We start from the raw sequence: 24,059 nt of genomic DNA on the forward strand, positions 1-24,059 counted from the left end.
ACAGGAGACCCACAGGCGTCGGCCGAAGTTGTAGCGATCATGATTACGATTCGGTCATGGCGAAGAAGCTTGTGATCAAAGTGACCGCGGGAACCGACGCACCCGAGCGCTGCTCGCAGGCGTTCACGGTGGCGGCGGTGGCCGCGGCCAGCGGTGTCGAGGTCTCCCTGTGGCTCACCGGCGAGTCCTCGTGGTTCGCCCTGCCGGGCCATGCGGCCGAGTTCGAGCTGCCGCACGCCGCCCCGCTGCCCGACCTGCTGGACACGATCCTGGCCACCGGCCGGGTCACCCTGTGCACCCAGTGCGCGGCCCGCCGCGACATCACCGAGAAGGACGTCGTCGAGGGCGTGCGGATCGCCGGCGCGCAGGTCTTCGTGCAGGAGGCGATGGCGGACGGGACGCAGGCGCTCGTCTACTGAGCGGCCCGCCCTACCGGGGCGGCTTCCTGCCGTCCAGCTCGTCCCACCACTCGTCGGACTGCGGGTCGCCGGACGGATCGTCCCACCAGCGGTCCTCCGGCCCCCGCCGGTTGGCGACCATCGCGGCGACCGGCGGGATGACCATGGCCACCACGCACATGCCCACGGCCGCCGGCACCGACCACAGCCGCACCACGCCCCAGGCCAGGACGAACAGCCCGATGCAGGTGCCCATCATGGCGAAGTAGACGTGCCGCCTGCGCGCGTACATAGGACCAGCGTAGGTCCGGGCACGCCGAAGGGCCGCACCCCGGGCGTCCAACCCGCGGGGTGCGGCCCCTCGGCCGTTCCCGTGCCCTCAGACCGCGATCGCGACCTCGGCCAGGCCGCCCTGCTGGGCGACGACCGTGCGGTCGGCGGTGCCGCCGGGCACCAGGGCGCGAACGGTCCAGGTGCCCTCCGCCGCGTAGAAGCGGAACTGTCCGGTCGCGGAGGTCGGGACCTCCGCGGTGAACTCGCCGGTCGAGTCCAGCAGACGGACGTAGCCCGTCACCGGCTCGCCGTCGCGGGTCACCTGACCCTGGATGGTGGTCTCACCGGGCTTGATCGTCGAGGCGTCCGGGCCGCCGGCCTTCGCACCGCACATGTCTTACTCCTGAAGGGGTCTGGAAAGGTCGGTCGGGAGGGGTTACTTGCCGGAGCCGAGCTCGATCGGCACGCCGACGAGGGAGCCGTACTCGGTCCAGGAGCCGTCGTAGTTCTTGACGTTCTCCACGCCGAGCAGCTCGTGCAGCACGAACCAGGTCAGCGCGGAGCGCTCACCGATGCGGCAGTAGGCGATGGTGTCCTTGGCCAGGTCCACCTGCTCGTCCTCGTAGAGCGCCTTGAGCTCGTCGTCGGACTTGAAGGTGCCGTCGTCGTTGGCGTTCTTCGACCACGGGATGTTGGCGGCCGACGGGACGTGGCCCGGGCGCTGCGACTGCTCCTGCGGCAGGTGGGCCGGGGCGAGCAGCTTGCCGGAGAACTCGTCGGGCGAGCGCACGTCGACCAGGTTCTGGGTGCCGATGGCGGCCACGACGTCGTCGCGGAAGGCACGGATGGACGTGTCCTGCGCCTTCGCCTTGTAGTCGGTCTTCGGGCGCTCCGGCACCTCGTCGCCGGGGACCAGCTCGCGGGCGTCGAGCTCCCACTTCTTGCGGCCGCCGTCGAGGAGCTTGACGTTCTCGTGGCCGTACAGCTTGAAGTACCAGTAGGCGTACGAGGCGAACCAGTTGTTGTTGCCGCCGTAGAGGACGACCGTGTGGTCGTTGCCGATGCCCTTGTCCGACAGGAGCTTCTCGAAGCCGGCCTGGTCGACGAAGTCGCGGCGGACCGGGTCCTGCAGGTCCTGCGTCCAGTCGATCCGGATGGCGTTCTTGATGTGGTTCTTCTCGTAGGCGGACGTGTCCTCGTCCACCTCGACGATGGCGATGGTCGGGTCGTCCAGGTGCTCCTGGACCCAGTCGGCGTCGACCAGGACGTCGCTGCGGCTCATGCTCTTTCTCCTCCGGGGCAGTTGCGGCGGGGCGTGCGGGTGAGAGGGTGCGCGCGGCCTCACGGGGCCGGCGCACGGGTGCCCTCAGCGGGGGCGGGGCGGGAACGCGGACGACGACGTCCGCTCGGAAAGTCAGAAAGAACGACAGAGCATGGCGGCGACACGGCACAGGTCCACTGCCCGCCGCTTCGTGAGATCCGCCTGTCCCCTCGACCGGAGGACGCTCGTCTGATCCTGCATGGGTCCGATCGTAAGGAGGGACGGGCGGGCGTGTCACCGGTGTGTCGCATGCTGAGACGCGATCGTCCGCGATGCGGGATGACGCATCGCGGGAGCGGCCCCTCCCACCCCCCGGTCCCTCCCGGTCCCGCCTCCGCATCTGCCCTGCGGACGCCCCCGTCTCGCCTGTCGGACAACGCCCCCGTCAAACCACTCCCTACCCGACCAGACGGACGTCGGAACCCTTCACCGTGATGTCCACGCCGTCCTCCGCCGCCTCGACCTTGTCCAGCCGGATGCCGCCGGGCAGTCCGTCGATCCTCTGCTCGAAGTCGGTGATCTGCCGCACGCTGGACTCGACGATCTCGACCCCGCCGAACGCCGGTACCGAGTCGGCCTTCACGCGCACGGTGTCGCCGTCCACGACCGTCACGGAGCTGAGCACGGAGACCGGCTCGGGCAGCTCGGCGCCCAGCACGGTGGCTTCCACCTCGACCTTGATCTTCCCGTTGCCGCCGTCGGACAGGCCGACGATCCTGGCGCTGACGCCGGGGCCCACCCGGCCGGGCTCCGGCTTGCCGGCGGTCTTCAGCAGCTCGTCGTAGGCGATGGTGGCCGTGCCGGTGGCGCTGTCGGCGACGGCGGAGCTGAAGTCGGTGGAGAAGTCGACACCGCGCATGTCCGCGCGCAGGTCGGCGATGCGGATCCGCTTGGCACCGTCGCCGGTACTGGCCTCGTAGTCCGAGATCCCCACCTCCACCTCGTCGAGGGTGCCGCCGGCGAGCTGGGTGAGGAAGGGGAAGCCGTTGATCGACACGTCGGGGGTGCTCGCCAGGTTCTCGGTCGCCTTCAGCCGGTCGGCCGCCTCGCCCTCGGCGAAGTTGACGGCCACGCGGTCGACGACGACGAAGATCCCGCCGAGTATCACGACGACGATGAGCAGTATTCGCAGTGCGCGCATGCGGTGTCCCCCACCTGGCGGTTTCGACGAGGCCGTGCCGCGAGGGTAACCCTGTGGGGGACGGGAGCCCGGGGATTGTCGATCACCTGTGACAAGGGACCGCGCCGCGGGCGTCCCACCCGCCGGCCGTCAGGCGACCAGCCGTCCCAGGGCGTACACCGCGGGGGCCGCCGCGGCCAGGGGCAGGGCCACGCCCGCCGTGAAGTGGACGAAGCGGGACGGGTAGTCGTAGGAGGCCACCCGGTGGCCGATCAGCGCGCAGGCCGCCGCGCCCGCGCCGAGCGCCGCCCCCGCCGAACCGTCGACGGCGAACCCCGCACCCGCCGCCGCCAGCAGCGCGACCACCACCGACACCGGCGTCGGCAACGGCAGTGCCCGTACCACCGCCCCCGCCGCCACGGCCACCGCGCCCGCGGTCACCGCGGAGGCGTCCGCCGCCAGGTACCCGCCCGCCGCGATCGCCAGCGCCGCCGCCACGACCGTCGCCATCAGGCCGTACATCCGCTCGTCGGGATCCGCGTGCGACCGCAGTTGCAGCACCAGCGACAGCAGCACCCACACCCCCAGCGTCCCCAGGATCGCCGCCGGCGACCGGTCGGACGCCAGCAGCGCCGCGTCCGCGGCCAGCGCGCCGAGGAACCCCAGCGCGATGCCCTGCCGCGCCGGCCACATCCCGTTCAGCCGGAACCAGCCCGCCGCCGTGAGCCCCTGCAGCAGCACCAACGGCACCAGCAGCGCGTACGTCCCCAGCGCCGCCCCGCCCGCCAGCAGCAGCCCCAGCAGCGCGGTGAGCGCCGCCGGCTGTATCCCGGGCTCGATGATCGGCGACCGGCCCTCGGCCCGCGCCCGCTGCGCGTCGGTGACCCGCGAGTTCCCGGCCAGCGTGGCCGGCCCGTACTCGGGCCCGGCCTCAGGAGCGGCCGGGGGTTCCGGAGCCACCGGAGCCACCGGAGCGGCCGGCGCCGGGTCCGGAGCCACCGCGGCCGGAGCCACCGGCGGCTGCGTCTGCGTCTCCCACGTCTGCCCCTGCCACTGCTGCGTGTACTGCTGATCCGCGTACGGATCCGCGTACGGGTCCTCGTGCGCCTGCTGCCCGGGCCACACGCCCTGAGCAGCGGCCTGCCGCTGATCCTGGTACGACTGATCCTGGTACGACTGGCCCTGGTACGACGGGTCGTACGCCCCGTACGGCTGGTTCGTCATCGCTCATCCTCCTGCGAACGGCGGAAGCACCTCGACCGTGCCGCCGTCGGCCAGCCGTACCGTCTCATGCGCGCGCTTTCCCACGGGATCACCGTCGACGAGGAACGAGCACCGCAGCAGCACGCGCGTGAGTTCGCCGGGGTGCCGCCCGCGCACCGCGTCGAGCGCTTCGGCGAGCGTGGCCGCCTCGTACGCCTCCTCGGCCACCCCGGCCGCGGCCTTGGCTGCGGCCCAGTACCGCACCGTGACCTTTGCCATCTGCTGATCCTCAATCGGTCGACGACGAACACCGTCAGGCTAGCCCGCCCGGCCCACCACCCAGTCCCCGATCCGCCCCAGCAGCTCCTGAGGCGCCGCGTTCTCCGCGTGCCCCATGCCGGCCTCGACCCACAGCTCCCCGTGTTCGCCCGCTGCGGCCGCCAGCATCCGCGGGTGATCGAGCGGGAAGTACCCGTCCTGGTCCCCGTGGACGATCAGCAGCGGCGTGGGCGCGATCCGCGGCACCGCCTCGACGGGCGACAGCGGCACCGGGTCCCACTGCCGGTGGTGGATCCGCGTCCGCAGCCCGTACCGCCCCACCAGCCGCCCGGACGGCCGGGTCACCAGCCAGTGCAGCCGTCGCATGGGGGCGGTCCCCCGGTAGAACCACCGCGCGGGCGCGCTCACGGAGACGACGGCGTCGACCCGGGTGTCCCGGCCGACCGCGGCGTGCCGCAGCACCACCGAGCCGCCCATGGAGAACCCGACGGTGGCCACCCGCGCGTACCCCAGCTCACGCGCCCATCCCACCGCCGCCGCGAGGTCGAGCACCTCCCGGTCCCCCACGGTCGACCGCCCGCCCGACGCCCCGTGCCCCCGGAAGGAGAACGTCACGACACCGCCGTACCGCGCGAAGGCCCGCGCCGCCCGCCGCACGTGCGGCCGGTCCGCGTCCCCGGTGAACCCGTGCGCGACCACGAACACGAGATCACCGGAAGAAGCGGTCCCCGGTTCGTATACGGAATCGATCGCCACCCCGTCCGCAGTGCGCAAGAACGTCCGCAAAGGCTTACCGCCCCGCGTTACATCAGCCGTCTCGGAATATGGACGAATGGTGGATCGATCGGTGGATCGCGCCACATGACCTGCCGGACCGGTGCTCATGTCGGCTATTCTGCTGCGAAGAGGACTCGGGCAGTGAAGCCCCCGGGTCCTTTTGTGCTTTCGGAAGCGTTGTATACGAACGCGGGAAACCGCCGGTGTACGGGCCGTCGAACGCACGCGGCAATGCCGTAAGCGTCCTCGCAGGGACCGAGGAGGAACCAGACGTCATGGGCGAGCGAACCGTGTACGAGCGAACGACGACGACCCGGGCCGGTGGGGTGCGATGAGCTCTCTGCTGCTGCTGACCAACGCGCTCCAGCCGTCGACGGAGGTGCTCCCCGCTCTCGGCCTGCTGCTGCACAACGTGCGGGTGGCGCCCGCGGAGGGCCCGGCGCTCGTCGACACCCCCGGCGCCGACGTGATCCTGGTCGACGGCCGGCGCGACCTCCCGCAGGTCCGCAGCCTGTGCCAGCTGCTGCGCTCCACCGGCCCCGGCTGCCCCCTCGTCCTGGTCGTGACCGAGGGCGGCCTGGCCGCCGTCACCGCGGACTGGGGCATCGACGACGTCCTCCTGGACACCGCGGGCCCGGCCGAGGTGGAGGCGCGCCTGCGCCTCGCCATGGGCCGCCAGCAGATCGTCAACGACGATTCCCCGATGGAGATCCGCAACGGCGACCTGTCGGTCGACGAGGCGACGTACTCCGCGAAACTCAAGGGCAGGGTCCTCGACCTGACCTTCAAGGAATTCGAACTGCTCAAATACCTGGCGCAGCACCCCGGCCGGGTCTTCACCCGTGCCCAGTTGCTCCAGGAGGTCTGGGGCTACGACTACTTCGGCGGCACCCGCACGGTCGACGTCCACGTACGGCGGCTGCGCGCCAAACTCGGCCCCGAGCACGAATCCCTGATCGGCACCGTCCGCAACGTCGGCTATCGGTTCGTCACCCCGGAGAAGCCCGAGAAGCCGGCCCGTACCGCGGAGGACACCAAGGCCGAGAAGAAGGCGGACACCGCGGAGGCGGCGGAATCCAAGGTGTGATACGCCCTGCCCGTACCGGGTATATCCGCGTAGACTCCGCGCGTGGCCAAGGTAACCAGGGATGATGTGGCGCGGCTGGCGGGGACGTCCACCGCCGTCGTCAGCTATGTCATCAACAACGGACCCCGGCCGGTCGCCCCGGCCACGCGCGAGCGCGTCCTCGCCGCGATCAAGGAGCTGGGGTACCGGCCGGACCGGGTCGCCCAGGCGATGGCCTCGCGGCGCACGGACCTCATAGGCCTGATCATCCCGGACGCCCGTCAGCCGTTCTTCGGCGAGATGGCGCACGCGGTCGAGCAGGCCGCCTCCGAGCGCGGGAAGATGGTCCTGGTCGGCAACACGGACTACATCGCCGAGCGCGAGGTCCACTATCTGCGGGCCTTCCTCGGGATGCGGGTCTCCGGCCTGATCCTGGTCAGCCACGCGCTCAACGACCAGGCCGCCGCGGAGATCGAGGCGTGGGACGCCCGGGTCGTGCTGCTGCACGAGCGCCCGGAGGCGATCGACGACGTCGCCGTCGTCACCGACGACCTCGGGGGCGCCCAGCTCGCCGTGCGCCACCTGCTGGAGCACGGCAACGAGTACGTGGCCTGCGTCGGCGGCACCGCGGAGACCCCCGCCGTCGGCGACCCGGTCTCCGACCACGTCGAGGGCTGGCGGCGCGCGATGGAGGAGGCCGGGATACCGACCGAGGGCCGCCTCTTCGAGGCCCCGTACAACCGCTACGACGCCTACCGGGTCGGCCTGGAGATCCTCTCCGGACCGGACCGCCCGCCGGCGGTCTTCTGCTCCACCGACGACCAGGCGATCGGCATCCTGCGCGCCGCGCGGGAGCTGCGCATCGACGTGCCGGGTGAGCTGGCGGTCGCCGGGTTCGACGACATCAAGGAGGCGGCGCTCGCGGATCCGCCGCTGACCACGGTCGCCTCCGACCGTTCGGCGATGGCCCGCTCGGCGGTCGACCTCGTCCTGGACGACGGCGTACGGGTGTCGGGCTCGCGCCGCGAACGGCTGAAGGTGTACCCGTCCCGGCTGGTGGTACGCCACTCCTGCGGCTGCAAGTAAGCGGGTCCCGACGGCCGGGGTCCCGGCGGCCTTCATGCGGTCCCGGCGGCCTTTATATCGGGCATACGAGGTTCTGCCGGGCTTCTCAGCACACACTCAGCTCGCTCTCATGGTCGGGCGCGAGGCTCTGTGCCATGACCGAGAGCCTCCGCCCCAGCGGCGAGTACGGAAACCCCGCCCCGGTGAACCCCGAGTGGCCGCCCCCGCCGGCGTACGCGCCGCCCCGGCAGCCCGCGTCGGATCCCTCCTCGGCGCTCACGCGGGAGCCCGCGGCGGAGCCCGCGCCCCAGCCCACGACGGCGTTCGCGCAGGAGCCCGCCCCGCGGCCCGCGAAGAGGAAGCGCACCCGGGGCCCGGCGGCCCTGCTCGCCGCCGTGGCGATCGTCGCGGCGGCCGTGGGCGGCGGCACCGCCTACGGCGTGCAGGAGCTGACCGGCAGCGACACCGTGGCCTCCAGCTCGACCAGCACCAACGTCGTACCGTCGAGCCAGAAGGGCACGGTGTCCGGCGTCGCCGAGGCGGTCGCCCCGAGCATCGTCGAGATCAACGCGGCCTCGAACGCCGGTTCCTCCACCGGCTCCGGTGTGATCATCACGTCCGACGGCGAGATCATCACCAACAACCACGTGGTGTCCGGGGCCTCGTCGATCGAGGTGCGGACCAGCGACGGCAAGACGTACACGGCGGAGATCGTCGGCACCGACAGCAGCAAGGACCTCGCCCTGATCAAGCTCCAGGACGCCTCCGGACTGCGGGCGGCCACCCTCGGCGACTCCGACGGCGTGCGGGTCGGTGACCAGGTCGTGGCGATCGGCTCCCCCGAGGGCCTGACCGGGACGGTGACCAGCGGGATCGTCTCCGCCCTCGACCGTGACGTGACGGTCTCGACGGACGAGAACCAGGGCCGGCAGCAGCGGCAGGGCGGCGGCTGGCCGTTCGAGTACGGCGGCCAGGAGTTCAACGGCGACACGGGCAGCTCCACGACCACGTACAAGGCGATCCAGACCGACGCGTCCCTGAACCCGGGCAACTCCGGCGGCGCGCTGATCGACATGAACGGCAACATCATCGGCATCAACTCCGCGATGTACTCGGCGAGCGGCAGCGGCTCGTCCTCGTCCGACGCGGGCAGCGTGGGCCTGGGCTTCGCCATCCCGGTCGACACGGTCAAGTCGGACCTGCCGGCGCTGCGCTCCGGCTCGACGAACTGACGCGCCGCCCGGCGACCGTGCGAGGCTGAAGGCCGAAGACCGTAGAGAGCCGTGAGGAACCCCGAGCCCATGAGCCCCGCAGAAGGCGACCGTGACACCCAGCGCATCCTGATCGTCGACGACGAGCCGGCGGTGCGCGAAGCGCTCCAGCGCAGCCTGGCCTTCGAGGGGTACGGCACCGAGGTCGCCGTCGACGGCGCGGACGCCCTGGAGAAGGCGGCGGCCTACCGGCCCGACCTGCTCGTCCTGGACATCCAGATGCCCCGGATGGACGGCCTGACCGCCGCCCGCCGCATCCGCGCCACCGGCGACACCACGCCCATCCTGATGCTGACCGCCCGGGACACCGTCGGCGACCGGGTGACCGGGCTCGACGCGGGAGCGGACGACTACCTGGTCAAGCCGTTCGAGCTGGACGAGCTGTTCGCCCGCATCCGCGCGCTGCTGCGCCGCAGCTCGTACGCGGCGGCGGTGGCCGCCTCCGCCGAGTCCGACGACGTCCTCGCCTTCGCCGACCTGCGCATGGACCTGTCGACCCGCGAGGTCACGCGGGGCACCCGGCGGGTGGAGCTGACCCGCACGGAGTTCACCCTCCTGGAGATGTTCATGGCGCACCCGCGCCAGGTGCTCACCCGTGAGCAGATCCTGAAGGCGGTCTGGGGCTTCGACTTCGAGCCGTCGTCCAACTCGCTCGACGTGTACGTCATGTACCTGCGCCGCAAGACCGAGGCGGGCGGCGAGCCGCGCCTGGTGCACACGGTGCGGGGGGTGGGGTACGTGCTGCGGCAGGGCGGCGCGGAGTGAGCGGGCTGGTCCGCCGCGTCCGCGCCCTGCCCATCCGGGCCCGGCTGTCGCTGCTGGTGGCGGCGGCGGTGGCGTTCGCGGTGGCGGCGGTGTCGGTGGCCTGCTGGTTCGTGGTGAAGAGCGTGCTGGTGAGCTCGCTGGACGAGGCCCTGAAGGCGAACCGGATGAACGGGCAGCAGGTGAGCAAGTACGTCGACCTGCCCACCGGTCTGTGCGCCCACGATCCCCGCACCCACGAACAGAACCCCTTCGGCTCGTCCGTACAGCTCGTGGACGCCAAGGGCGGGAGCTGCCTCATCATCGGCACGGAGGAGGTCCGGCTCACCGACGCCGACCGCGCCGTCGCCGAGGGCACGTCCACCGACGCGCTGCACCAGGCGACGGGGTCCGACGGCGGGCAGTACCGGGTCTTCACCTACACCGTGCCCGGCCTGCGGAACATCGCCGTCTCCGCCGCCCGGCCGCTGAGCGAGGTGAACGACTCCCTCAGCAACCTCGCGCTGGTGCTGGTCTTCGTCGCCGGCGCGGGGGTCGTGGGCGCCGCCGCCGCCGGCCTCTGGGTGGCCCGGACCGCCCTGCGCCCCGTGGACGAGCTGACCAGGGCCGTGGAGCACGTGGCCCGCACCGAGGACCTGGGCGTCCGCATCCCCGTGGAGGACGACTCGGAGGACGAGATCGCCCGTCTCTCCCGCTCCTTCAACTCCATGACGTCCGCGCTGGCCAGCTCCCGCGACCTCCAGCAGCAGCTCATCGCGGACGCCGGCCACGAGCTGCGCACCCCGCTCACCTCGCTCCGCACCAACATCGAACTCCTCACCCGCAGCGAGGAGACGGGCCGCCCGATCCCGGAGGCCGACCGCAAGGCCCTGCTCGCCTCCGTGAAGGCGCAGATGACGGAACTGGCCGCGCTCATCGGCGACCTCCAGGAGCTGTCCCGCCCGGACACCGGCCAGCACGCGGGCCGGGCGCAGATCGTCGCCTGGCAGGACGTCGTCGAGTCGGCCCTGCGCCGCGCCCGGCTGCGCGGCCCGGAGCTGACCATCACGGCGGACGTCCACCCCTGGTACGTACGGGCGGAGCCGTCCGCCCTGGAGCGGGCGATGGTCAACATCCTGGACAACGCGGTGAAGTTCAGCCCCGGGGGCGGCACGATCGACGTACGCCTGACCGACGGCGTCCTCACCGTCCGCGACCACGGCCCCGGCATCCCCGCCGACGAACTCCCGCACGTCTTCGACCGGTTCTGGCGCTCCCCGAGCGCCCGCGCCCTCCCGGGCTCCGGCCTCGGCCTGTCCATCGTGGCCCGCACGGTGCAGCAGGCGGGCGGCGAGGTGTCCCTGACCCGCGCGGACGGCGGCGGCACCACGGCCACGGTCCGCCTGCCGGGCGCCCCGACGCCACCACCGGAGGTGCCGTAGCGAAGACGGCGGCAACCTTTCCGTGCCGGGCGGCGACCGATCGTCGTCCCCCTCCCCCACACGGAACGGATCGCCGCATGAGCGAGCACCGCAGCAGAGCCCGGCACCGCAGGCCCGGGAAGTTCCTGGCCGTCGGCCTCCCGCTGGCCCTGACCACCGCCGGAACACTGGTCTACGGCACCGACCTGCTCCCCCAGCAGGAGGCGTCCGCCGCGACGGCGACCGCCGCGGCGCCCGCCTGGGCCACCGCCGCCGCCGACGGCTTCGCCTCCGTCGACGCGCTCGGCCAGAACGGCACGTACGGCGGCCGGGACGGGCAGACCGTCACCGTGCGGACGCAGGCCGAACTGGAGAAGTACGCCACGGCCGCCGAGCCGTACGTCATCGTCGTGGCCGGGACGATCACCATGAACCCGGTCGGCAAGGAGATCAAGGTCGCCTCCGACAAGACGATCGTGGGCTCCGGCACCTCCGGGCACATCGTCGGCGGCGGCTTCTTCCTCGGCCGGGGCGTCCACAACGTGATCATCCGCAACCTGACGATCCGGGACGCCCACCAGGGCGTCTGGAACGACAAGGAGCACGACTTCGACGCGGTCCAGATGGACGGCGCCCACCACGTCTGGATCGACCACAACGACCTGCGGAACATGGCGGACGGGCTGATCGACGTCCGCAAGGACAGCACGTACGTGACCGTCTCCTGGAACGAGATGAGCCACAACAACAAGGCGTTCGGCATCGGCTGGACCGAGAACGTGCTGACCGACATCACGATCCACCACAACTGGATCCGCGAGACGGAACAGCGCAACCCCTCCACGGACAACTGCGCCCACGCGCACCTCTACAACAACTTCCTGGAGGACGTCCCCGGCACGGACATCACCTCCTCCTACGGCACCTACTCGCGCGGCGGCACGAGGATGGTCCTGGAGAACAGCTACTTCCAGGGCATGAGGAACCCGGTCGTCAAGGACGCGACGGCGACGATCGTCCAGCGCGGCAACGTCTTCTCGGGCACGTCGGGCCGCAACGAGAGCGGCGGTACGGCGTTCGACCCGAAGGCGTACTACTCCTACACGCTCGACGAGGCGGCCGACGTGCCGGCCCTGCTCAAGTCGGGCACAGGACCGCAGAGTTCCATCGGCACGACGACGGCGTCGGCGGAGGCCTCGACGAAGGCTGCGGCGGCCACCACGCTCACCGTCGCCAAGGACGGCAGCGGGCAGTACCGGACGGTCCAGGCCGCCGTGAACGCCGTCCCCGCGAACAACGCCTCCCGCGTCGTCGTCTCCATCGGGCCGGGCACGTACCGCGAGACGGTCAAGGTCCCCTCCAACAAGCCGCACGTCACCTTCCAGGGCACCGGCGGCAGCCGCAAGGACACGGTGATCGTCTTCAACAACGCGGCCGGCACGCCGAAGCCGGACGGCTCGGGCACGTACGGCACCTCCGGCAGCGCCACGGTCGCCGTCGAGGCGGACGACTTCCAGGCCCGCAACCTGACCATCTCCAACGACTTCGACGAGGGCGCCAACCAGTCCCTCTCCGGCCACCAGGCGGTCGCCCTGCGCACGGCGGCCGACAAGGTCTTCCTCGACGGCGTGATCGTCGAGGGCGACCAGGACACCCTCCTCCTGGACACGGCCGCCAAGGACAGGCTGGGCCGGGTCTACGTCACCAACTCCTACGTCATCGGGAACGTCGACTTCATCTTCGGCCGGGCGACCGCGGTGATCGACCGCTCGGTCATCACCCTGAAGAAGCGCTGGAACGGCACCTCCGCCGGCTACGTCACCGCCCCCAGCACGGCCGCGAACCGCAAGGGCATCCTCATCGCCAACTCGGCGGTCAACGGCGACGTCTCCGACCGCACCTTCCACCTGGGCCGCCCCTGGCACGCCGGCGGTGACGCCTCCCTGGACCCGCAGACCACGGTCCGCAACACCACCCTCAGCGCCGCGATCCGCACCACGCCCTGGACCGACATGAGCGGCTTCTCCTGGAAGGACGACCGCTTCGCCGAGTACCGGAACACGGGCGCGGGCGCGGGCCCCACGAGCAGCGACCGCCCCCACCTGACGGACGCCCAGGCAGCCGACCAGGAGGTCACGGACTGGCTGGCAGGCTGGACCCCCACGGCGTCCTGAGCCCTGGAAGGACGGACGAACCGGTGTTCTAATGAGCGACGGCTCGGCCGGTGCGAAGTGTGCTCGAATACAGGGGAGTTGAGGGTATTCGGGCACCTCGCACGGCACAGCGCTGCGCGCCCCTCGCATGAGGGGCGCGCTTCTCTCGTTCATGGACAAGGGGCTCGAACAACCGAATGAAGAAACCTTTTGGCCTTATATGCACCACTGTGGTGTGCGCCGTGCTCGGCCTGCATCTGGGCACCGACAACGCAGCCGCCGCGGACGCCCGGACCGTGCGGCACGACTACAACGGTGACGGCCGCAGCGACATCGCCGCCTGGTACGACTACGGTGACGGCCACGACGCCATGCGCACCTTCCTCGCCGGCACCGACGGCGGCTTCTCGGCACCGGGCGTGGGCTGGGAGACGGGCGCCGGCAACTTCTGGGCCGACCACATGAAGCGCCTCACCGGTGACTTCGACGGGGACGGCATCGGCGACATCGCCGCGTTCTACGGGTACGACGACGGACGGGTCACCGCGTTCACCTGGCTCGGCAAGGGCGACGGCACCTTCGCCAGCCACTTCTCCTCGTGGACCGCCGCCCCCGGCAACTGGACCTTCGCGAACATGACCGCCGAGGCGGGCGACTTCAACGGCGACGGCCGCGACGACATCGCCGTCTGGTACGACTACGACAACGGCGACGACAAGCTCTTCACCCTCCTCGCCCGGGCCGACGGCGGCTTCAGCAGCCACTTCTCCTCCTTCGAGCGCACCGAGGCCGACGGCTGGGACGTCAAGCGCATGAAGTTCGCCACCGGCGACTTCGACGGGGACGGCCGCGACGACCTCGCCGCCCTGTACGGCTACGCCTCCGGCACCGTGAAGACGATGGCCTTCACCGCCAAGGCCGACGGCGGCTTCAACGAGCCCGTCCGGGGCTGGGAGTCGGACGGCTGGAACTTCAGCCGGGCGACCGTGCACGCCGGTGACTTCGACGGCGACGGCCGCGACGACCTCGCGGCCTGGTACGACTACGCCGACGGCCACGACGCCGTGATCAGCTTCGAACTGGACGCGGACGGCAAGTTCGGCAACCGGCGCGAGATCCTGAACCTCACCACGGCCGCCGGGTACGACCGGAACCGCATGAAGATCGTCACCGGTGACTACAACGGAGACGGCCACGACGACCTCGCCACGCTCTACGGCTACAGCGACGGACGGGTGAAGACCATCACCTTCACCGCCAAGGCCGACGGTGGCCTCAACGGCTCGCTGCACAGCTGGGAATCGACCGGCGACAACTGGACCTTCGACCGGGTCCACATGATCGAGCGCTACAGCAGCCATCCGGGGCTGCCCGTCTGCCCGACCGTCTTCGGGCACGGCGGCTACCCCACCGGGGCGAACGCCTGGGAACGGGACCAGGTGCGCCAGCCGAACCATCCGGCGGGCCTCGCCCAGCAGAAGAGCTGGGGCGCGGACGGCGTGGAGGCCGACCTCCAGCTCACCAAGGATGGCACCAAGGGCGTGATGTGGCACAACACCACGACCCGCGGGCTGACGGGTACGAGCCGGAACATCACGGACATCTGGTGGGCGTCCGGCTCCGACCAGTTGAAGGGGCGCACGATCGACCGCGGCCCGTACACCGGGGAGACCGTCTACACGTTCCGGGAATGGCTCGACAGCGCCAAGGCCCAGAACATGATCCCGCTGGTGGAACTCAAGGGCGAGGCCAAGCAGTCGCTGCTCAACAGTGACTCGTCCATCCGTGAGGCGGCGTGGAACGAGGTCATCGCGCCCATCTCGGAGCGCATCGCCTCACAGGAGATCATGATCTCCACGGGTGACGCCGCGCTGAAGCCCGAACTCGAGAAGCGCCTCGAGGCGGCGGGGCTGGGCGCCACGTTCACCGGCCACCCCGTCTGGGTCGACGACATCGGCTGGGAGGAGCCCGCTCCGTCGGCCTCCGGCAACTACGGCGGATGGCAGCAGGACCTGAACCGCTACGGCTCCACCACCAGGTCGGTCCGCATGGCCACCACGTGGACGAAGGACTTCACGTCCTGGCTGAACGGCAAGTGCGCCTGACGCTCACGACGGGGGGAAGCGGAGCGATCCGCTTCCCCCCTTCCGACCCTTCACGGCTCGTGAGGTTACGCCGAAACCCCTGACCAGGACAGATGTACGGCACGGTGTGACGGCACCGGCCGACTCAGTGGAAGCCGAGCATGCCGGGGGAATCGATGTCGACCGTGACCACGCCGGGCGGGTATGCCTCTTCACGGTCCGTCAGCAGAATGGACATGCCCGTGAACTCCGGACGCGGCAGGGCACAGTACAGGGCGTGACAGGTGTCCGCGCCGCCGTAACCGTCTCGGATCATGGTTCCGACACCGACCGAGGCGACGGTGCCGAGCTCGTCGACCACGACCGATGAGAAGGACAGCACACGCTGCGCCGCGCCCGCGTCCTCGGACTCCGCCTGCATCAGGCAGAGCGCCGGAATCCGGAGAAGGTCACCCGGAGTACGGGCCATGTTGCCCGCGAGGAGGTTCAGCGTCTTGTGCCCGTCCGCGAGGGCACGGGTGGCAGCCGTATCCAAGATGATCACGCAGCCGCACCCCGTGCCAGGCGAGCCTTCTCGGCAGCGATCCGGTAGATGTTCCCGAGCACGTCAGGAGCCTGATCGAAATCCTCGTCACTGAGGTCGAGGCCGATGACCTCGCGCACGACCTGCCGGTCGGCCGCGACCCGTTCGGCGATCTGCTCCGCGGTGGGCTGCTCCGAGGCCAACTGCTCGACCAGCTGCCCGAGGGTCATACCCCGCTCCTTCGCAACCTGGGCGAGGTGGTCGCGGGTCTGCCGGGACACCTGAATGGTGGTGTGCTCTGCCATAGTTTCACCATAGGCACACTTCGGTGGAGCGCACAGGCCGATCCGATCACATCACCCGAGAGAGGGGTTTGTGGCACGCTTCCCCCCATGTCGACACCACCGGACGGGCTGCCCGTCTACCGCGTACTGACCGGTCCCGACGACTCGGCGTTCTGCCGCCGGGTGAGCGAGGCACTGGAGATGGGATACCTGCTGCACGAAGGGCCGTCGGTCACCTTCGACGGTGAGCGGGTGATCGTCGCGCAGGCGGTCGTGTGGCCCGGATAGGGGCACGGGCATGCGTCGGGGCCGGTACGAGGCGGTGAACACGTCTCGCACCGGCCCCATCAGGTGTTACCGCACGATGGTGATGCGGTCCGCCTTCGGCGGGGCGAGCGGGCTCGTCGCCGTCGAGTTGGCGGTCAGGTACTGCTCCAGGGCCGCCAGGTCGTCCTCGCCGACCAGGTCGTTCGTGCCCTGGCCCAGGGTCGGGAAGCCGTCGCCGCCGCCCGCGAGGAAGCTGTTCGTCGCGACGCGGTAGGTGGCGGCCGGGTCGATCGCGGAGCCGTTGAGCTTGATCGAGTCCGTGACGACGCGGTCCGCGCCCGTCTTCGTCAGGTCCAGGGTGTAGGTCAGGCCGGAGGAGATCTGGAGGATCTTCGGGGCCTCCTCGTTCGGGCCGCTGACCTGCTCCTTCAGGGCCTGGATGACCTGCGCGCCCGTGAAGTCCTGGAGGTTGACCGTGTTGGCGAACGGCTGGACGGTGAAGCCCTCGGCGAAGGTCACCACACCGTCGCCCTCCGCGCCGCCGGCCGCGTGGGTGAGCGACGCGCGGATGCCGCCGGGGTTCATCAGCGCCAGGTCGGTCTCCGCGTCCAGCGTCCGGCCGTACTCCAGCTGCGCGTCGGCGATGAGGTCGCCGAGCGGGGACTCCGTGCCGTCGCGCACGATGTCGCCGGAGATGTAGCCGATCGGGCGGCTGCCGATGGGGGCGGCGAGGGTGTTCCACTTGCCGATCAGCGCGGTCATGTCGGGCGCCTTGGGGACGTCCCGGGTGACCACGTGGTTCGCGGACCTCACGGCCGTACGGGCGATGTCACCCGTCGCGCGGTCGTAGGTCAGCGTGGTGTCCGTGTAGAGGCGGCCGAAGGACGCGGCCGAGGTGACCGTGCGGGGCTTGCCCGCCGGGTCGGGGATGGTGCACACGTACGCGTTGTGGGTGTGGCCGGTGACCAGCGCGTCCACCTGGGGCGTGATGTTCTTGGCGATGTCCGCGATGGGGCCGGAGATGCCGTCGCCGGCGCCCGGGGAGTCGCAGTCGTAGTTGTAGGAGGACGAGGCCGGGAAGCCGCCCTCGTGGATGAGCGCGACGATCGACTTCACGCCCTGGCGCTGGAGCACCTTGGCGTACTTGTTGATCGTCTCGACCTCGTCCTCGAAGGCGAGGCCCTTGACGCCCTCCGCCGAGACGATGTCCGGGGTGCCCTCCAGGGTCACGCCGATGAAGCCGACCTTGACGCCCCGCTGCTTCCACACCCAGTACGGCTTGAGGAGGGGCTTGCCGGTCTTCTCGTCCAGGACGTTCGCCGCCAGGTACGGGAAGTCGGCGCCCTTGAACTCCTTGTCGGTGTAGCAGCCCTCGGTGGGGTGGCAGCCGCCGTTCTGGAGGCGGGCCAGTTCGGCGGCGCCCTCGTCGAACTCGTGGTTGCCGACGCTCGTCACGTCCAGGTCGAGCTTGTTCAGCGCCTCGATGGTGGGCTCGTCGTGGAAGAGGCCCGAGACGAGCGGGGAGGCGCCGACCATGTCGCCGCCGGCGGCGGTGATGGAGTAGCGGTTGCCCTTGCGCGCCTCGCGCAGGTGGGTGGCGAGGTACTCCACACCGCCCGCGTCGACGGTCTTCGTCGTGCCGTCGGGCTGGAGTTCGGTGACCCGGCCCGAGGAGCCGGACGGCGGCTCCAGGTTGCCGTGCAGGTCGTTGAAGGACAGCAGCTGCACGTCCTGGTAGCGGCCGTGGTGGCCGTACGACGTGTCCTTGTCGCCGTGGTCCTCGCCCGCGCTCGCCGACCCGGGCAGGGCGGCCGCGGCCAGCGCGCCGGCGGTGAGCACACCGGCGGCGGTCGCGAGGAGACGGTTCGTACGGCGTCTGCGGCGCTGGTGGTGCGCCGGGGATGTGGCTGGCATGCGCCCCCCTGAGGGTCCGAGTGGGTACCGGCGCAGCCTAGAGTCAACGCGCGTAGCGCGACAGGGTCTTCAAGGTTACGGCCTGGTTTAACTTTCGCCGACACCGTTGCCGTCCGTTTTGCGGCCGCCTCCCTTTAACCTCGTACGCATGACCAGCGACGACTTCGCACGGCCCGGCCGCCCCCGCTCGCTCCGGACGTATGCCGCGCTCAGCCCCGGACAGACCGAGACGGTGCTCGCCCTGCTCTCCGAGGCCGCCCGGACCGACGGACAGCAGGCGGTGTCCGAGCAGGGGCGGTTGCAGCTGCGCGGCGGGGAGCGGGACGGGGTCTCGCACCTGCTGCTCTCCGTCGACGACGAACTCGTCGGATACGCCCAGCTGGAGGACACCGATCCGGTGGAGCCGCCCGCCGCCGAGCTGGTCGTGCACCCCTCCCACCGGGGCCACGGGCACGGGCGGGCGCTCGGTTCGGCGCTGCTCGCCGCCTCCGGGAAGCGGCTGCGGGTGTGGGCGCACGGCGGCCACTCCGCCGCCCGGCACCTCGCGCAGGTCCTCGGGCTGACGCTGTTCCGGGAACTGCGGCAGATGCGGCGGCCGTTGGCCGGCCTCGACCTGCCCGACCCGGTGCTGCCGGAAGGCGTGACCGTGCGCACCTTCGTGCCGGGCCGGGACGACGCCGCCTGGCTCGCGGTGAACGCCGCCGCGTTCGCCCACCACCCCGAGCAGGGCGCCCTCACCCAGCGCGACCTCGACGACCGCAAGGCCGAGGCGTGGTTCGACCCCGAGGGGTTCTTCCTGGCGGAGAAGGACGGCCGGCTCGTCGGCTTCCACTGGACCAAGGTGCACGCGGCGGAGCGCCTCGGCGAGGTGTACGTCCTCGGGGTGAGCCCCGACGCCCAGGGCGGCGGCCTCGGCAAGTCACTGACCACGATCGGGCTGCGGCACCTGGCGGCCCGGGGCCTGCCGACGGCCATGCTCTACGTCGACGCCGACAACAAGGCGGCGGTCTCCGTCTACGAGCGGCTGGGCTTCGTCACGCACGAGACGGACCTGATGTACCGGACGGAGACCTGAGCCCGCGGAGCCCGGCGCGCCGGGCCCGCTCCGTCGCGCACACCGCTCCCACGGCCAGCACCGCGCACAGCAGCAGCGTCCAGCGGTCGTGGGAGAGCGCCCACTTCGGGTCGTCGGGCGTCACGAACAGCGCCCAGCTCCCCGGGCTGAACAGGGGCGCCAGGATCGCGGAGGCGAGCAGGAACCCGGCGACCGCCTGACCCGGCCGGGTGCCGTCCCCCTGGCGGATCGCGAACGCCGAACCCGTCAGGGCGAGGGCGAGGACCGTGGCCGCCTCGACGGTGACGTCGGCGGCCGGAGGGCGCAGGGACCCGGGGACGAGGAGCAGGGCCGCCGTCCACCACAGGGCGGCGACCGGGGCGACGAGGGCGAGGCGCAGTCCGTGGCGGACGGCGCGCCGGGTGGGGACGACGGCCGTGGTGTGCCGGGCGGGGTCGTCCAGCAGGAAGGCCGCGCCCAGCGCGAAGGCCACCGCGGACGCCCTCAGGGCGGTCAGCGCGAGCCAGTCGGTCGCGCCGTCGCCCCACATCCTCGGGCCGGCGGCGAGCAGCAGGCCCAAACCGCCCCCGACCGCGATCGTCCGCCAGGGCACGGTCCGTGCCACCGGCCGGACCAGCACCGCGCTCACCGCTCCCCCGCTCACAGGCACTCGTCCTCCCCCTCCGGGGCCTCCAGGCCCAGCACCCGGGCGACACGGTCCGTCGTCACCTTCGGGGCCGTCAGCTCGGCCCAGTCGGCCCGCACCTTCGCGGCGACCTCGTCCCGGGGCCGCTGGAGCAGCTCGCGCACCAGTTCCGTGTGCGCGGCGGTCATCCGGAGCGGCTCGGTCTGCGAGACGACGATCGCCGAGCCGGTGTCGCTGTCGTCGAGGCGGACACGCCGCAGGTCGGCCATCGGATCGGGGCGGTCGGCGAGGGCCAGCCACATCACGGTGACCATCCGGCCGTCGCACATGGCGCCGACCGTCTCCTCCTTCCCCGTGACCAGCACACCGGCCACGGCGGCGGCGAACTCCGGGACCCGGTTGCCGCCCCAGGACGTGCCGACGGTCACCTCGCCCGGACGGGCGGAGGGGGCGAGCGCAGCGTCGCCGTCCAGACCGTGGCGCGCGTCGATCCGCTGCCGTACGACCAGCTGCCGGTCCTGCACGGCGGCGCCCGCGAGGGACCGCACGTCGTCCACGACCTCGGCCCAGTCGTCGGTGTGCGGGCCCCATTCCGGGAAGGCGCAGTACGTCGTGCCGTCCCGTTCGGCGCACCGCTGCTCCTTATCCGGGGTGACCGAGACCCGCGTACGCGCCTCGGTCGTCTCCTCCGGCACGCCCCGGGACTGGCCCACCACGCCCACCAGCGTCAGTGCCACCGCGCCGGCGACACCCGCCCGGACGGTCCACAGCCGGGCGCCGCCGGAGAGCAGCACCGCCGACAGCGCCACGCTCAGCGCGAGGCCCGCGAGGTACAGGGCGTGCCAGGCGGCGGGGCGGCCGAGCAGGTCGGAGGGCAGGGTGAGGGAGCTGTTCTCACCGACCGACGGCATCAGCCACCGGGTCCAGCCGTCACCTCCGGCCCCGGTGCTGAACACGGAGAAGAGAAGCAGGAAGACGATCAGCAGCGGGGCCGCGAGGGGCCCGGACACCAGCCGGGCCAGCAGCACGCCGAACGCCCCGAGCAGCAGCACGGACAGCGGCCCGACGAGGAGTTCGCCGGGCGAACCGTGCCCGACGGCGCCCGGCTTGAGCGCCTCCCAGGTGAACTGGCCGGCCACGCACACCGCGGCGAGGAGTGTCACCGGCACGACGGACAGCAGATGCGCGACCGTACGGCGCCAGGGCTGGACCACCAGCACGGCGAAGTGGCGGTCCGTGTCGTGCCGGCGCGAACGCAGCACCGCGTGGTTGGCGCACAGCAGCACCGCGAGCCCGACGAGCAGCGGCCCGCCCTGGGTGGCCCGGTCGGCGTCCTGGAGCGCGGGGAAGCCGTCGAACGAGTCACGGGTGCGCCACACGATCCAGGCGAGGTACACCGCGAAGGCGATGAGGACGGGCACCCGCAGCAGCAGTCTGCGCGCCTCGAAACCGGCGAGGGCGAACACCGCCGACCGGGCCGCGCGGGGTGCGGCCGTCACGGCGGACGGGGCCGGTGTCGTTCCGGTCATCGTGGTCATGCCGTCACCTCCGCGCCGGCGCCGTCGAGGGTGAGCAGGTAGCCGTCCTCCAGGGTGGGTTCGAGGAGGTCCGCGCCGGCGGGCGGGTCGCCCACGTTGCGGAAGGTGCCGAGTCCGGTGCGCCAGCCGGCCTTCGCGCCCGGGTCGCGTTCGGTGCTGCTCCACACCCGGCCGGCGGCCCGCGCGGTCAGTTCGGCGGGGGTGCCGTCGAAGCGGACGGTGCCGTCGGCCAGGACGACGACCCGGTGGCAGAGCATCGCCACGTCCTCGGTCTGGTGCGTGGACAGCAGCACCGTGCGGCCCTCACCGGCCCGTGCGATCAGCTCCCGGAACCGCATGCGCTGTTCCGGGTCGAGTCCGACGGTGGGCTCGTCGAGGACGAGGAACGCGGGATCGCCGACGAGCGCCGCCGCCAGCGCCACCCGCTGCCGCATCCCGCCGGACAGCTTGCGGATCCGCTTGCCGCGTACGTCGCCGAGGCCGGCCTCGTCGAGCACCCCGCGCACCTCGCGGTGGCGGGCGGCGCGGTCGGTGAGCTCCTTGAGGATCGCCACGTAGTCGACGAACTCGAAGGCGGTGAAGTCGGGGTGGAAGCCGGGCGTCTGCGGCAGGTAGCCGAGCCGGCGCCGGACCTCCTGCCGGCCGCGCGAGGTGCCCGGGTCGTGACCGAGCACCGTGAAGGAGCCCCGGTCGGCCGGCACGGCGGTGGCGAGCACCCGCAGCAGCGTGGTCTTGCCCGCGCCGTTGGGCCCGAGCAGCCCGGTGACACCGGCGGACAACCGCAGCGACACGTCGTCGAGGGCGCGCGTGCCGCCGTAACGGAGGCTCAGCCCGGAGGCAGAGACGGTGGTGGTCATACGGAACTCCCGTACAGGTGGAGGCGGGTGGATGGAACAGGAGGCGGCCGGCCCGCGATTCCCCGGGCCGGGGACCGGCCGGGGGCCGCGTGGACGGCGAGTGCCGGGGCGGACGGCCGGGGCCCTGACCGTCCGGGTGCCGGGGCGGTCGGCTCGGTCTCCTCGGCGGGGAGGGCGCCGGGGCGATCGGGCCGCCCCTCTCCGGTGGCGAGGGCGCCGGAATGATCAGCCCGCTCCCCGGTGGGGAGCCGAGGCCGCCGGCCTGGCTTCTCCCCCTCCCCGGCGAAGAGCCGGGGTGATCGGTCCGGTCCCCCGGCAGGGGAAGGGGAGCCGAGGCCGCCGGCCCGGTCCCCGCCCCTCCCCGGCAGGAAGCCGGGCGGCCGTCAGGGCGTGCTTCGGCCGTCGACGTCGAAGCGGTCGCGGAGCAGGACGAGCAGGGCGGCGGCGAGTGCGGTGACCGCCGCCGACACTCCCTGCCCGGTCGCGGTGAACGGGGCGAGCGGGCCGTCCTCGCCGGCCCGGGCGGCGTCCGCCGTGAGCAGCAGCGCGATCCAGCCGCCGCCGACGAGGGACGGGGCGAGCACCGGACCGAGCCGGGCGGTCAGCGCGAGCCCGGTCGCGGTGAGCGCGAGGGCGGGCAGCAGCCAGGTCAGGGCGCGCAGCCCGTACCCGGGCAGGGCGAGCGTGGCCAGCCCGTTGAGGCCGAGCCCGGCGCCGAGCACCGCCACCGTGCGGATCATCAGCAGCCGGAAGCCGTGCGTCGGGGCGACGACCGCCATCTCGTACGTCGGGTCCAGCGCGGGCCCGTACGACAGGGCGACCCCGGCGAGCGGCAGCAGCGGGGCGAGGGCGAGGAAGAGGGTGGGCGAGCCGCCGGTGCCGTGGCCGGCGGTGACGGCCACCGTGAGCAGGAGGACGGCGGTGACCGCGCCCAGCCAGGAGCGGCGCAGCGCCGGGGTGGCGGCGAGCAGCCGCGCGGTGTGGTCGGCGATGCCGAGCCGCAGCAGCAGCGACTCCAGGAAGCCGGGCCGGGGCGCGTCGAGTTCGGCGTCGAGCCGTTCCCACCCGGCGTCGAGGGCGACGGGGTCGCTCACGTCGGCGAGGACGGCCCGGCAGTGCGCGCAGGCGGCGAGGTGGGTGTCGGCCGACCACAGCAGGGGAGCCGGGAGGCCGCCGCGCGCGTAGGCCCGCAGGTCCTCCTCGGACACGTGCCAGCCGGTGCCGCCCCCGGACGTACCGCCCGTCGTTCCGTACGTCATGCCAGCGCCTCCCGGAGTTGCCTGCGGGCCCGCATCGCCCGCGTCTTGACCGTGCCCGGCGGGATGCCGAGCAGGACTGCGGCCTCACGGGTGGTCAGCCCGTCGACGACCGTCGCCTGGAGCACCGCGCGCAGTTCCGGCGACAGCCGGACCAGCGCACCGGCGAGGTCCCCGTGCTCCACCCCCGCGAGCACGCGGTCCTCCGCCGACGCCTCGTCCCGGTGCCGCAGCCGCGCCAGCGTCTGCCGCAGCCGGCCGCGCGCACCGGCGCCGCGCAGGGCGTCGACCAGCCTGCGGGAGGCGATCCGCCACAGCCAGCCGGCCGCGTCCCCGTCCTCCCGGTACCGCGCGCTCCCCCGCCACACCGCCAGGAACGTCTCCTGTACGACGTCGTCGACGATCCCCGCGTCGGCGCACCGGCCGCGCATCCGGGCGGTCAGCCACGGCGCGTACCGCCGGTACAGCTCCTCGAAGGCGCGCCGGTCCCCGTCCGCCGCGACGGCGCGCAGCAGCTCCCCGTCGCTTCTCGTTTCGCTCACGTCCCC

Annotated in this window: 26 protein-coding genes; 10 read left to right on the top strand and 16 right to left on the bottom strand. The window is 72.2% G+C overall.

Features of this window, described 5'->3' with window-relative positions; translation table 11 throughout:
• Window positions 1-56: 56 nt before the first annotated feature.
• A complete protein-coding gene (locus ACZ62B_RS03415) occupies window positions 57-419 on the top strand; it encodes a DsrE family protein (RefSeq protein ID WP_469689196.1) in 363 nt (120 codons plus the stop codon).
• 10 nt (window positions 420-429) lie between these two features.
• Here the strand turns inward: ACZ62B_RS03415 and ACZ62B_RS03420 are convergent, their stop codons facing one another.
• The 8 genes from ACZ62B_RS03420 to ACZ62B_RS03455 all read right to left on the bottom strand — a co-directional run bounded on the left by ACZ62B_RS03420 (window position 430) and on the right by ACZ62B_RS03455 (window position 5,479).
• Window positions 430-690 (bottom strand): DUF3099 domain-containing protein, encoded by a 261-nt coding sequence (locus ACZ62B_RS03420; RefSeq protein ID WP_344559619.1) that lies wholly within the window; start codon window positions 688-690, stop codon window positions 430-432.
• Window positions 691-777: 87 nt separating this feature from the next.
• On the bottom strand, window positions 778-1,065 hold the full coding sequence (locus ACZ62B_RS03425; protein ID WP_004986406.1) for a DUF1416 domain-containing protein: 288 nt from the start codon (window positions 1,063-1,065) through the stop codon (window positions 778-780).
• Between the two features lie 42 nt (window positions 1,066-1,107).
• Window positions 1,108-1,953, bottom strand: a complete 846-nt coding sequence (locus tag ACZ62B_RS03430) for a sulfurtransferase (RefSeq protein WP_344559621.1) — start codon at window positions 1,951-1,953, stop codon at window positions 1,108-1,110.
• 132 nt (window positions 1,954-2,085) lie between these two features.
• On the bottom strand, window positions 2,086-2,193 hold the full coding sequence (locus tag ACZ62B_RS03435; RefSeq protein ID WP_382052532.1) for a putative leader peptide: 108 nt from the start codon (window positions 2,191-2,193) through the stop codon (window positions 2,086-2,088).
• Between the two features lie 196 nt (window positions 2,194-2,389).
• Complete coding sequence (locus ACZ62B_RS03440) at window positions 2,390-3,133, bottom strand: LmeA family phospholipid-binding protein (protein ID WP_344559623.1); 744 nt, start codon at window positions 3,131-3,133, stop codon at window positions 2,390-2,392.
• 129 nt (window positions 3,134-3,262) lie between these two features.
• Window positions 3,263-4,336, bottom strand: coding sequence for a hypothetical protein (locus ACZ62B_RS03445; protein WP_468721953.1), 1,074 nt, complete (start codon window positions 4,334-4,336; stop codon window positions 3,263-3,265).
• Window positions 4,337-4,339: 3 nt separating this feature from the next.
• Window positions 4,340-4,594, bottom strand: coding sequence for a MoaD/ThiS family protein (locus tag ACZ62B_RS03450; RefSeq protein WP_073934285.1), 255 nt, complete (start codon window positions 4,592-4,594; stop codon window positions 4,340-4,342).
• 39 nt (window positions 4,595-4,633) lie between these two features.
• Complete coding sequence (locus ACZ62B_RS03455; protein WP_344559628.1) at window positions 4,634-5,479, bottom strand: alpha/beta hydrolase; 846 nt, start codon at window positions 5,477-5,479, stop codon at window positions 4,634-4,636.
• Between the two features lie 223 nt (window positions 5,480-5,702).
• Between ACZ62B_RS03455 and ACZ62B_RS03460 the strand changes: the two genes are divergently transcribed.
• The 7 genes from ACZ62B_RS03460 to ACZ62B_RS03490 all read left to right on the top strand — a co-directional run bounded on the left by ACZ62B_RS03460 (window position 5,703) and on the right by ACZ62B_RS03490 (window position 15,193).
• Window positions 5,703-6,458, top strand: a complete 756-nt coding sequence (locus tag ACZ62B_RS03460) for a response regulator transcription factor (protein ID WP_344559629.1) — start codon at window positions 5,703-5,705, stop codon at window positions 6,456-6,458.
• Between the two features lie 42 nt (window positions 6,459-6,500).
• Window positions 6,501-7,523: a LacI family DNA-binding transcriptional regulator gene (locus ACZ62B_RS03465; RefSeq protein WP_344559630.1), complete on the top strand. Its 1,023-nt coding sequence runs from the start codon at window positions 6,501-6,503 to the stop codon at window positions 7,521-7,523.
• Window positions 7,524-7,657: 134 nt separating this feature from the next.
• Complete coding sequence (locus ACZ62B_RS03470; protein WP_468885256.1) at window positions 7,658-8,734, top strand: S1C family serine protease; 1,077 nt, start codon at window positions 7,658-7,660, stop codon at window positions 8,732-8,734.
• A 69-nt stretch (window positions 8,735-8,803) separates the two neighbouring features.
• The gene (locus ACZ62B_RS03475) at window positions 8,804-9,538 is read left to right on the top strand and encodes a response regulator transcription factor (protein WP_344559634.1); all 735 of its coding nucleotides are present in this window, start codon (window positions 8,804-8,806) and stop codon (window positions 9,536-9,538) included.
• On the top strand, window positions 9,535-10,956 hold the full coding sequence (locus ACZ62B_RS03480) for a sensor histidine kinase (RefSeq protein ID WP_344559636.1): 1,422 nt from the start codon (window positions 9,535-9,537) through the stop codon (window positions 10,954-10,956). Before ACZ62B_RS03475 ends, ACZ62B_RS03480 begins: the two co-directional genes overlap by 4 nt.
• A 77-nt stretch (window positions 10,957-11,033) precedes the next feature.
• On the top strand, window positions 11,034-13,109 hold the full coding sequence (locus ACZ62B_RS03485; protein WP_469689197.1) for a pectinesterase family protein: 2,076 nt from the start codon (window positions 11,034-11,036) through the stop codon (window positions 13,107-13,109).
• A gap of 221 nt (window positions 13,110-13,330) precedes the next feature.
• On the top strand, window positions 13,331-15,193 hold the full coding sequence (locus tag ACZ62B_RS03490) for an FG-GAP-like repeat-containing protein (RefSeq protein ID WP_469689198.1): 1,863 nt from the start codon (window positions 13,331-13,333) through the stop codon (window positions 15,191-15,193).
• 124 nt (window positions 15,194-15,317) lie between these two features.
• Here ACZ62B_RS03490 and ACZ62B_RS03495 read toward each other — a convergent pair whose 3' ends face one another.
• Window positions 15,318-15,716 carry a PIN domain-containing protein gene (locus ACZ62B_RS03495; RefSeq protein WP_344559642.1) on the bottom strand — a complete coding sequence of 133 codons (399 nt, stop codon included), beginning with the start codon at window positions 15,714-15,716 and terminating at the stop codon, window positions 15,318-15,320.
• Window positions 15,713-16,000: a hypothetical protein gene (locus tag ACZ62B_RS03500; RefSeq protein WP_344559644.1), complete on the bottom strand. Its 288-nt coding sequence runs from the start codon at window positions 15,998-16,000 to the stop codon at window positions 15,713-15,715. Before ACZ62B_RS03500 ends, ACZ62B_RS03495 begins: the two co-directional genes overlap by 4 nt.
• 87 nt (window positions 16,001-16,087) lie before the next feature.
• On the opposite strand from ACZ62B_RS03500, the gene ACZ62B_RS03505 reads away from it, so the two are divergent.
• Window positions 16,088-16,267, top strand: coding sequence for a DUF1737 domain-containing protein (locus ACZ62B_RS03505; RefSeq protein WP_073934271.1), 180 nt, complete (start codon window positions 16,088-16,090; stop codon window positions 16,265-16,267).
• Between the two features lie 66 nt (window positions 16,268-16,333).
• Here the strand turns inward: ACZ62B_RS03505 and ACZ62B_RS03510 are convergent, their stop codons facing one another.
• Window positions 16,334-18,160 (bottom strand): bifunctional metallophosphatase/5'-nucleotidase, encoded by a 1,827-nt coding sequence (locus ACZ62B_RS03510; RefSeq protein ID WP_344559647.1) that lies wholly within the window; start codon window positions 18,158-18,160, stop codon window positions 16,334-16,336.
• Window positions 18,161-18,308: 148 nt separating this feature from the next.
• On the opposite strand from ACZ62B_RS03510, the gene mshD reads away from it, so the two are divergent.
• On the top strand, window positions 18,309-19,235 hold the full coding sequence (gene mshD / locus ACZ62B_RS03515) for a mycothiol synthase (protein ID WP_468885248.1): 927 nt from the start codon (window positions 18,309-18,311) through the stop codon (window positions 19,233-19,235).
• Here the strand turns inward: mshD and ACZ62B_RS03520 are convergent.
• The 5 genes from ACZ62B_RS03520 to ACZ62B_RS03540 form a co-directional block, all read right to left on the bottom strand.
• The gene (locus ACZ62B_RS03520; protein ID WP_344559651.1) at window positions 19,195-19,878 is read right to left on the bottom strand and encodes an ABC transporter; all 684 of its coding nucleotides are present in this window, start codon (window positions 19,876-19,878) and stop codon (window positions 19,195-19,197) included. The two genes, mshD and ACZ62B_RS03520, sit on opposite strands and share 41 nt — an antisense overlap.
• Window positions 19,875-21,398 (bottom strand): ABC transporter permease, encoded by a 1,524-nt coding sequence (locus tag ACZ62B_RS03525; RefSeq protein ID WP_469689199.1) that lies wholly within the window; start codon window positions 21,396-21,398, stop codon window positions 19,875-19,877. Before ACZ62B_RS03525 ends, ACZ62B_RS03520 begins: the two co-directional genes overlap by 4 nt.
• Window positions 21,395-22,255, bottom strand: coding sequence for an ABC transporter ATP-binding protein (locus ACZ62B_RS03530; protein WP_344559655.1), 861 nt, complete (start codon window positions 22,253-22,255; stop codon window positions 21,395-21,397). Before ACZ62B_RS03530 ends, ACZ62B_RS03525 begins: the two co-directional genes overlap by 4 nt.
• Before the next feature lie 383 nt (window positions 22,256-22,638).
• The gene (locus ACZ62B_RS03535) at window positions 22,639-23,514 is read right to left on the bottom strand and encodes a cupin domain-containing protein (protein ID WP_344559657.1); all 876 of its coding nucleotides are present in this window, start codon (window positions 23,512-23,514) and stop codon (window positions 22,639-22,641) included.
• Complete coding sequence (locus tag ACZ62B_RS03540) at window positions 23,511-24,053, bottom strand: RNA polymerase sigma factor (RefSeq protein WP_073934263.1); 543 nt, start codon at window positions 24,051-24,053, stop codon at window positions 23,511-23,513. Before ACZ62B_RS03540 ends, ACZ62B_RS03535 begins: the two co-directional genes overlap by 4 nt.
• Window positions 24,054-24,059: the final 6 nt, after the last annotated feature.

The organism is Streptomyces sp. NPDC053426 (assembly GCF_055585405.1).

Coding starts and splice junctions, on each gene's coding strand:
- ACZ62B_RS03415 (WP_469689196.1), top strand. CDS start 57: ATGGCGAAGAAGCTTGTGATCAAAGTGACCGCGGGAACCGACGCACCC.
- ACZ62B_RS03420 (WP_344559619.1), bottom strand. CDS start 690: ATGTACGCGCGCAGGCGGCACGTCTACTTCGCCATGATGGGCACCTGC.
- ACZ62B_RS03425 (WP_004986406.1), bottom strand. CDS start 1,065: ATGTGCGGTGCGAAGGCCGGCGGCCCGGACGCCTCGACGATCAAGCCC.
- ACZ62B_RS03430 (WP_344559621.1), bottom strand. CDS start 1,953: ATGAGCCGCAGCGACGTCCTGGTCGACGCCGACTGGGTCCAGGAGCAC.
- ACZ62B_RS03435 (WP_382052532.1), bottom strand. CDS start 2,193: ATGCAGGATCAGACGAGCGTCCTCCGGTCGAGGGGACAGGCGGATCTC.
- ACZ62B_RS03440 (WP_344559623.1), bottom strand. CDS start 3,133: ATGCGCGCACTGCGAATACTGCTCATCGTCGTCGTGATACTCGGCGGG.
- ACZ62B_RS03445 (WP_468721953.1), bottom strand. CDS start 4,336: ATGACGAACCAGCCGTACGGGGCGTACGACCCGTCGTACCAGGGCCAG.
- ACZ62B_RS03450 (WP_073934285.1), bottom strand. CDS start 4,594: ATGGCAAAGGTCACGGTGCGGTACTGGGCCGCAGCCAAGGCCGCGGCC.
- ACZ62B_RS03455 (WP_344559628.1), bottom strand. CDS start 5,479: ATGAGCACCGGTCCGGCAGGTCATGTGGCGCGATCCACCGATCGATCC.
- ACZ62B_RS03460 (WP_344559629.1), top strand. CDS start 5,703: ATGAGCTCTCTGCTGCTGCTGACCAACGCGCTCCAGCCGTCGACGGAG.
- ACZ62B_RS03470 (WP_468885256.1), top strand. CDS start 7,658: ATGACCGAGAGCCTCCGCCCCAGCGGCGAGTACGGAAACCCCGCCCCG.
- ACZ62B_RS03475 (WP_344559634.1), top strand. CDS start 8,804: ATGAGCCCCGCAGAAGGCGACCGTGACACCCAGCGCATCCTGATCGTC.
- ACZ62B_RS03485 (WP_469689197.1), top strand. CDS start 11,034: ATGAGCGAGCACCGCAGCAGAGCCCGGCACCGCAGGCCCGGGAAGTTC.
- ACZ62B_RS03500 (WP_344559644.1), bottom strand. CDS start 16,000: ATGGCAGAGCACACCACCATTCAGGTGTCCCGGCAGACCCGCGACCAC.
- ACZ62B_RS03505 (WP_073934271.1), top strand. CDS start 16,088: ATGTCGACACCACCGGACGGGCTGCCCGTCTACCGCGTACTGACCGGT.
- ACZ62B_RS03510 (WP_344559647.1), bottom strand. CDS start 18,160: ATGCCAGCCACATCCCCGGCGCACCACCAGCGCCGCAGACGCCGTACG.
- mshD (WP_468885248.1), top strand. CDS start 18,309: ATGACCAGCGACGACTTCGCACGGCCCGGCCGCCCCCGCTCGCTCCGG.
- ACZ62B_RS03525 (WP_469689199.1), bottom strand. CDS start 21,398: ATGACCACGATGACCGGAACGACACCGGCCCCGTCCGCCGTGACGGCC.
- ACZ62B_RS03530 (WP_344559655.1), bottom strand. CDS start 22,255: ATGACCACCACCGTCTCTGCCTCCGGGCTGAGCCTCCGTTACGGCGGC.
- ACZ62B_RS03535 (WP_344559657.1), bottom strand. CDS start 23,514: ATGACGTACGGAACGACGGGCGGTACGTCCGGGGGCGGCACCGGCTGG.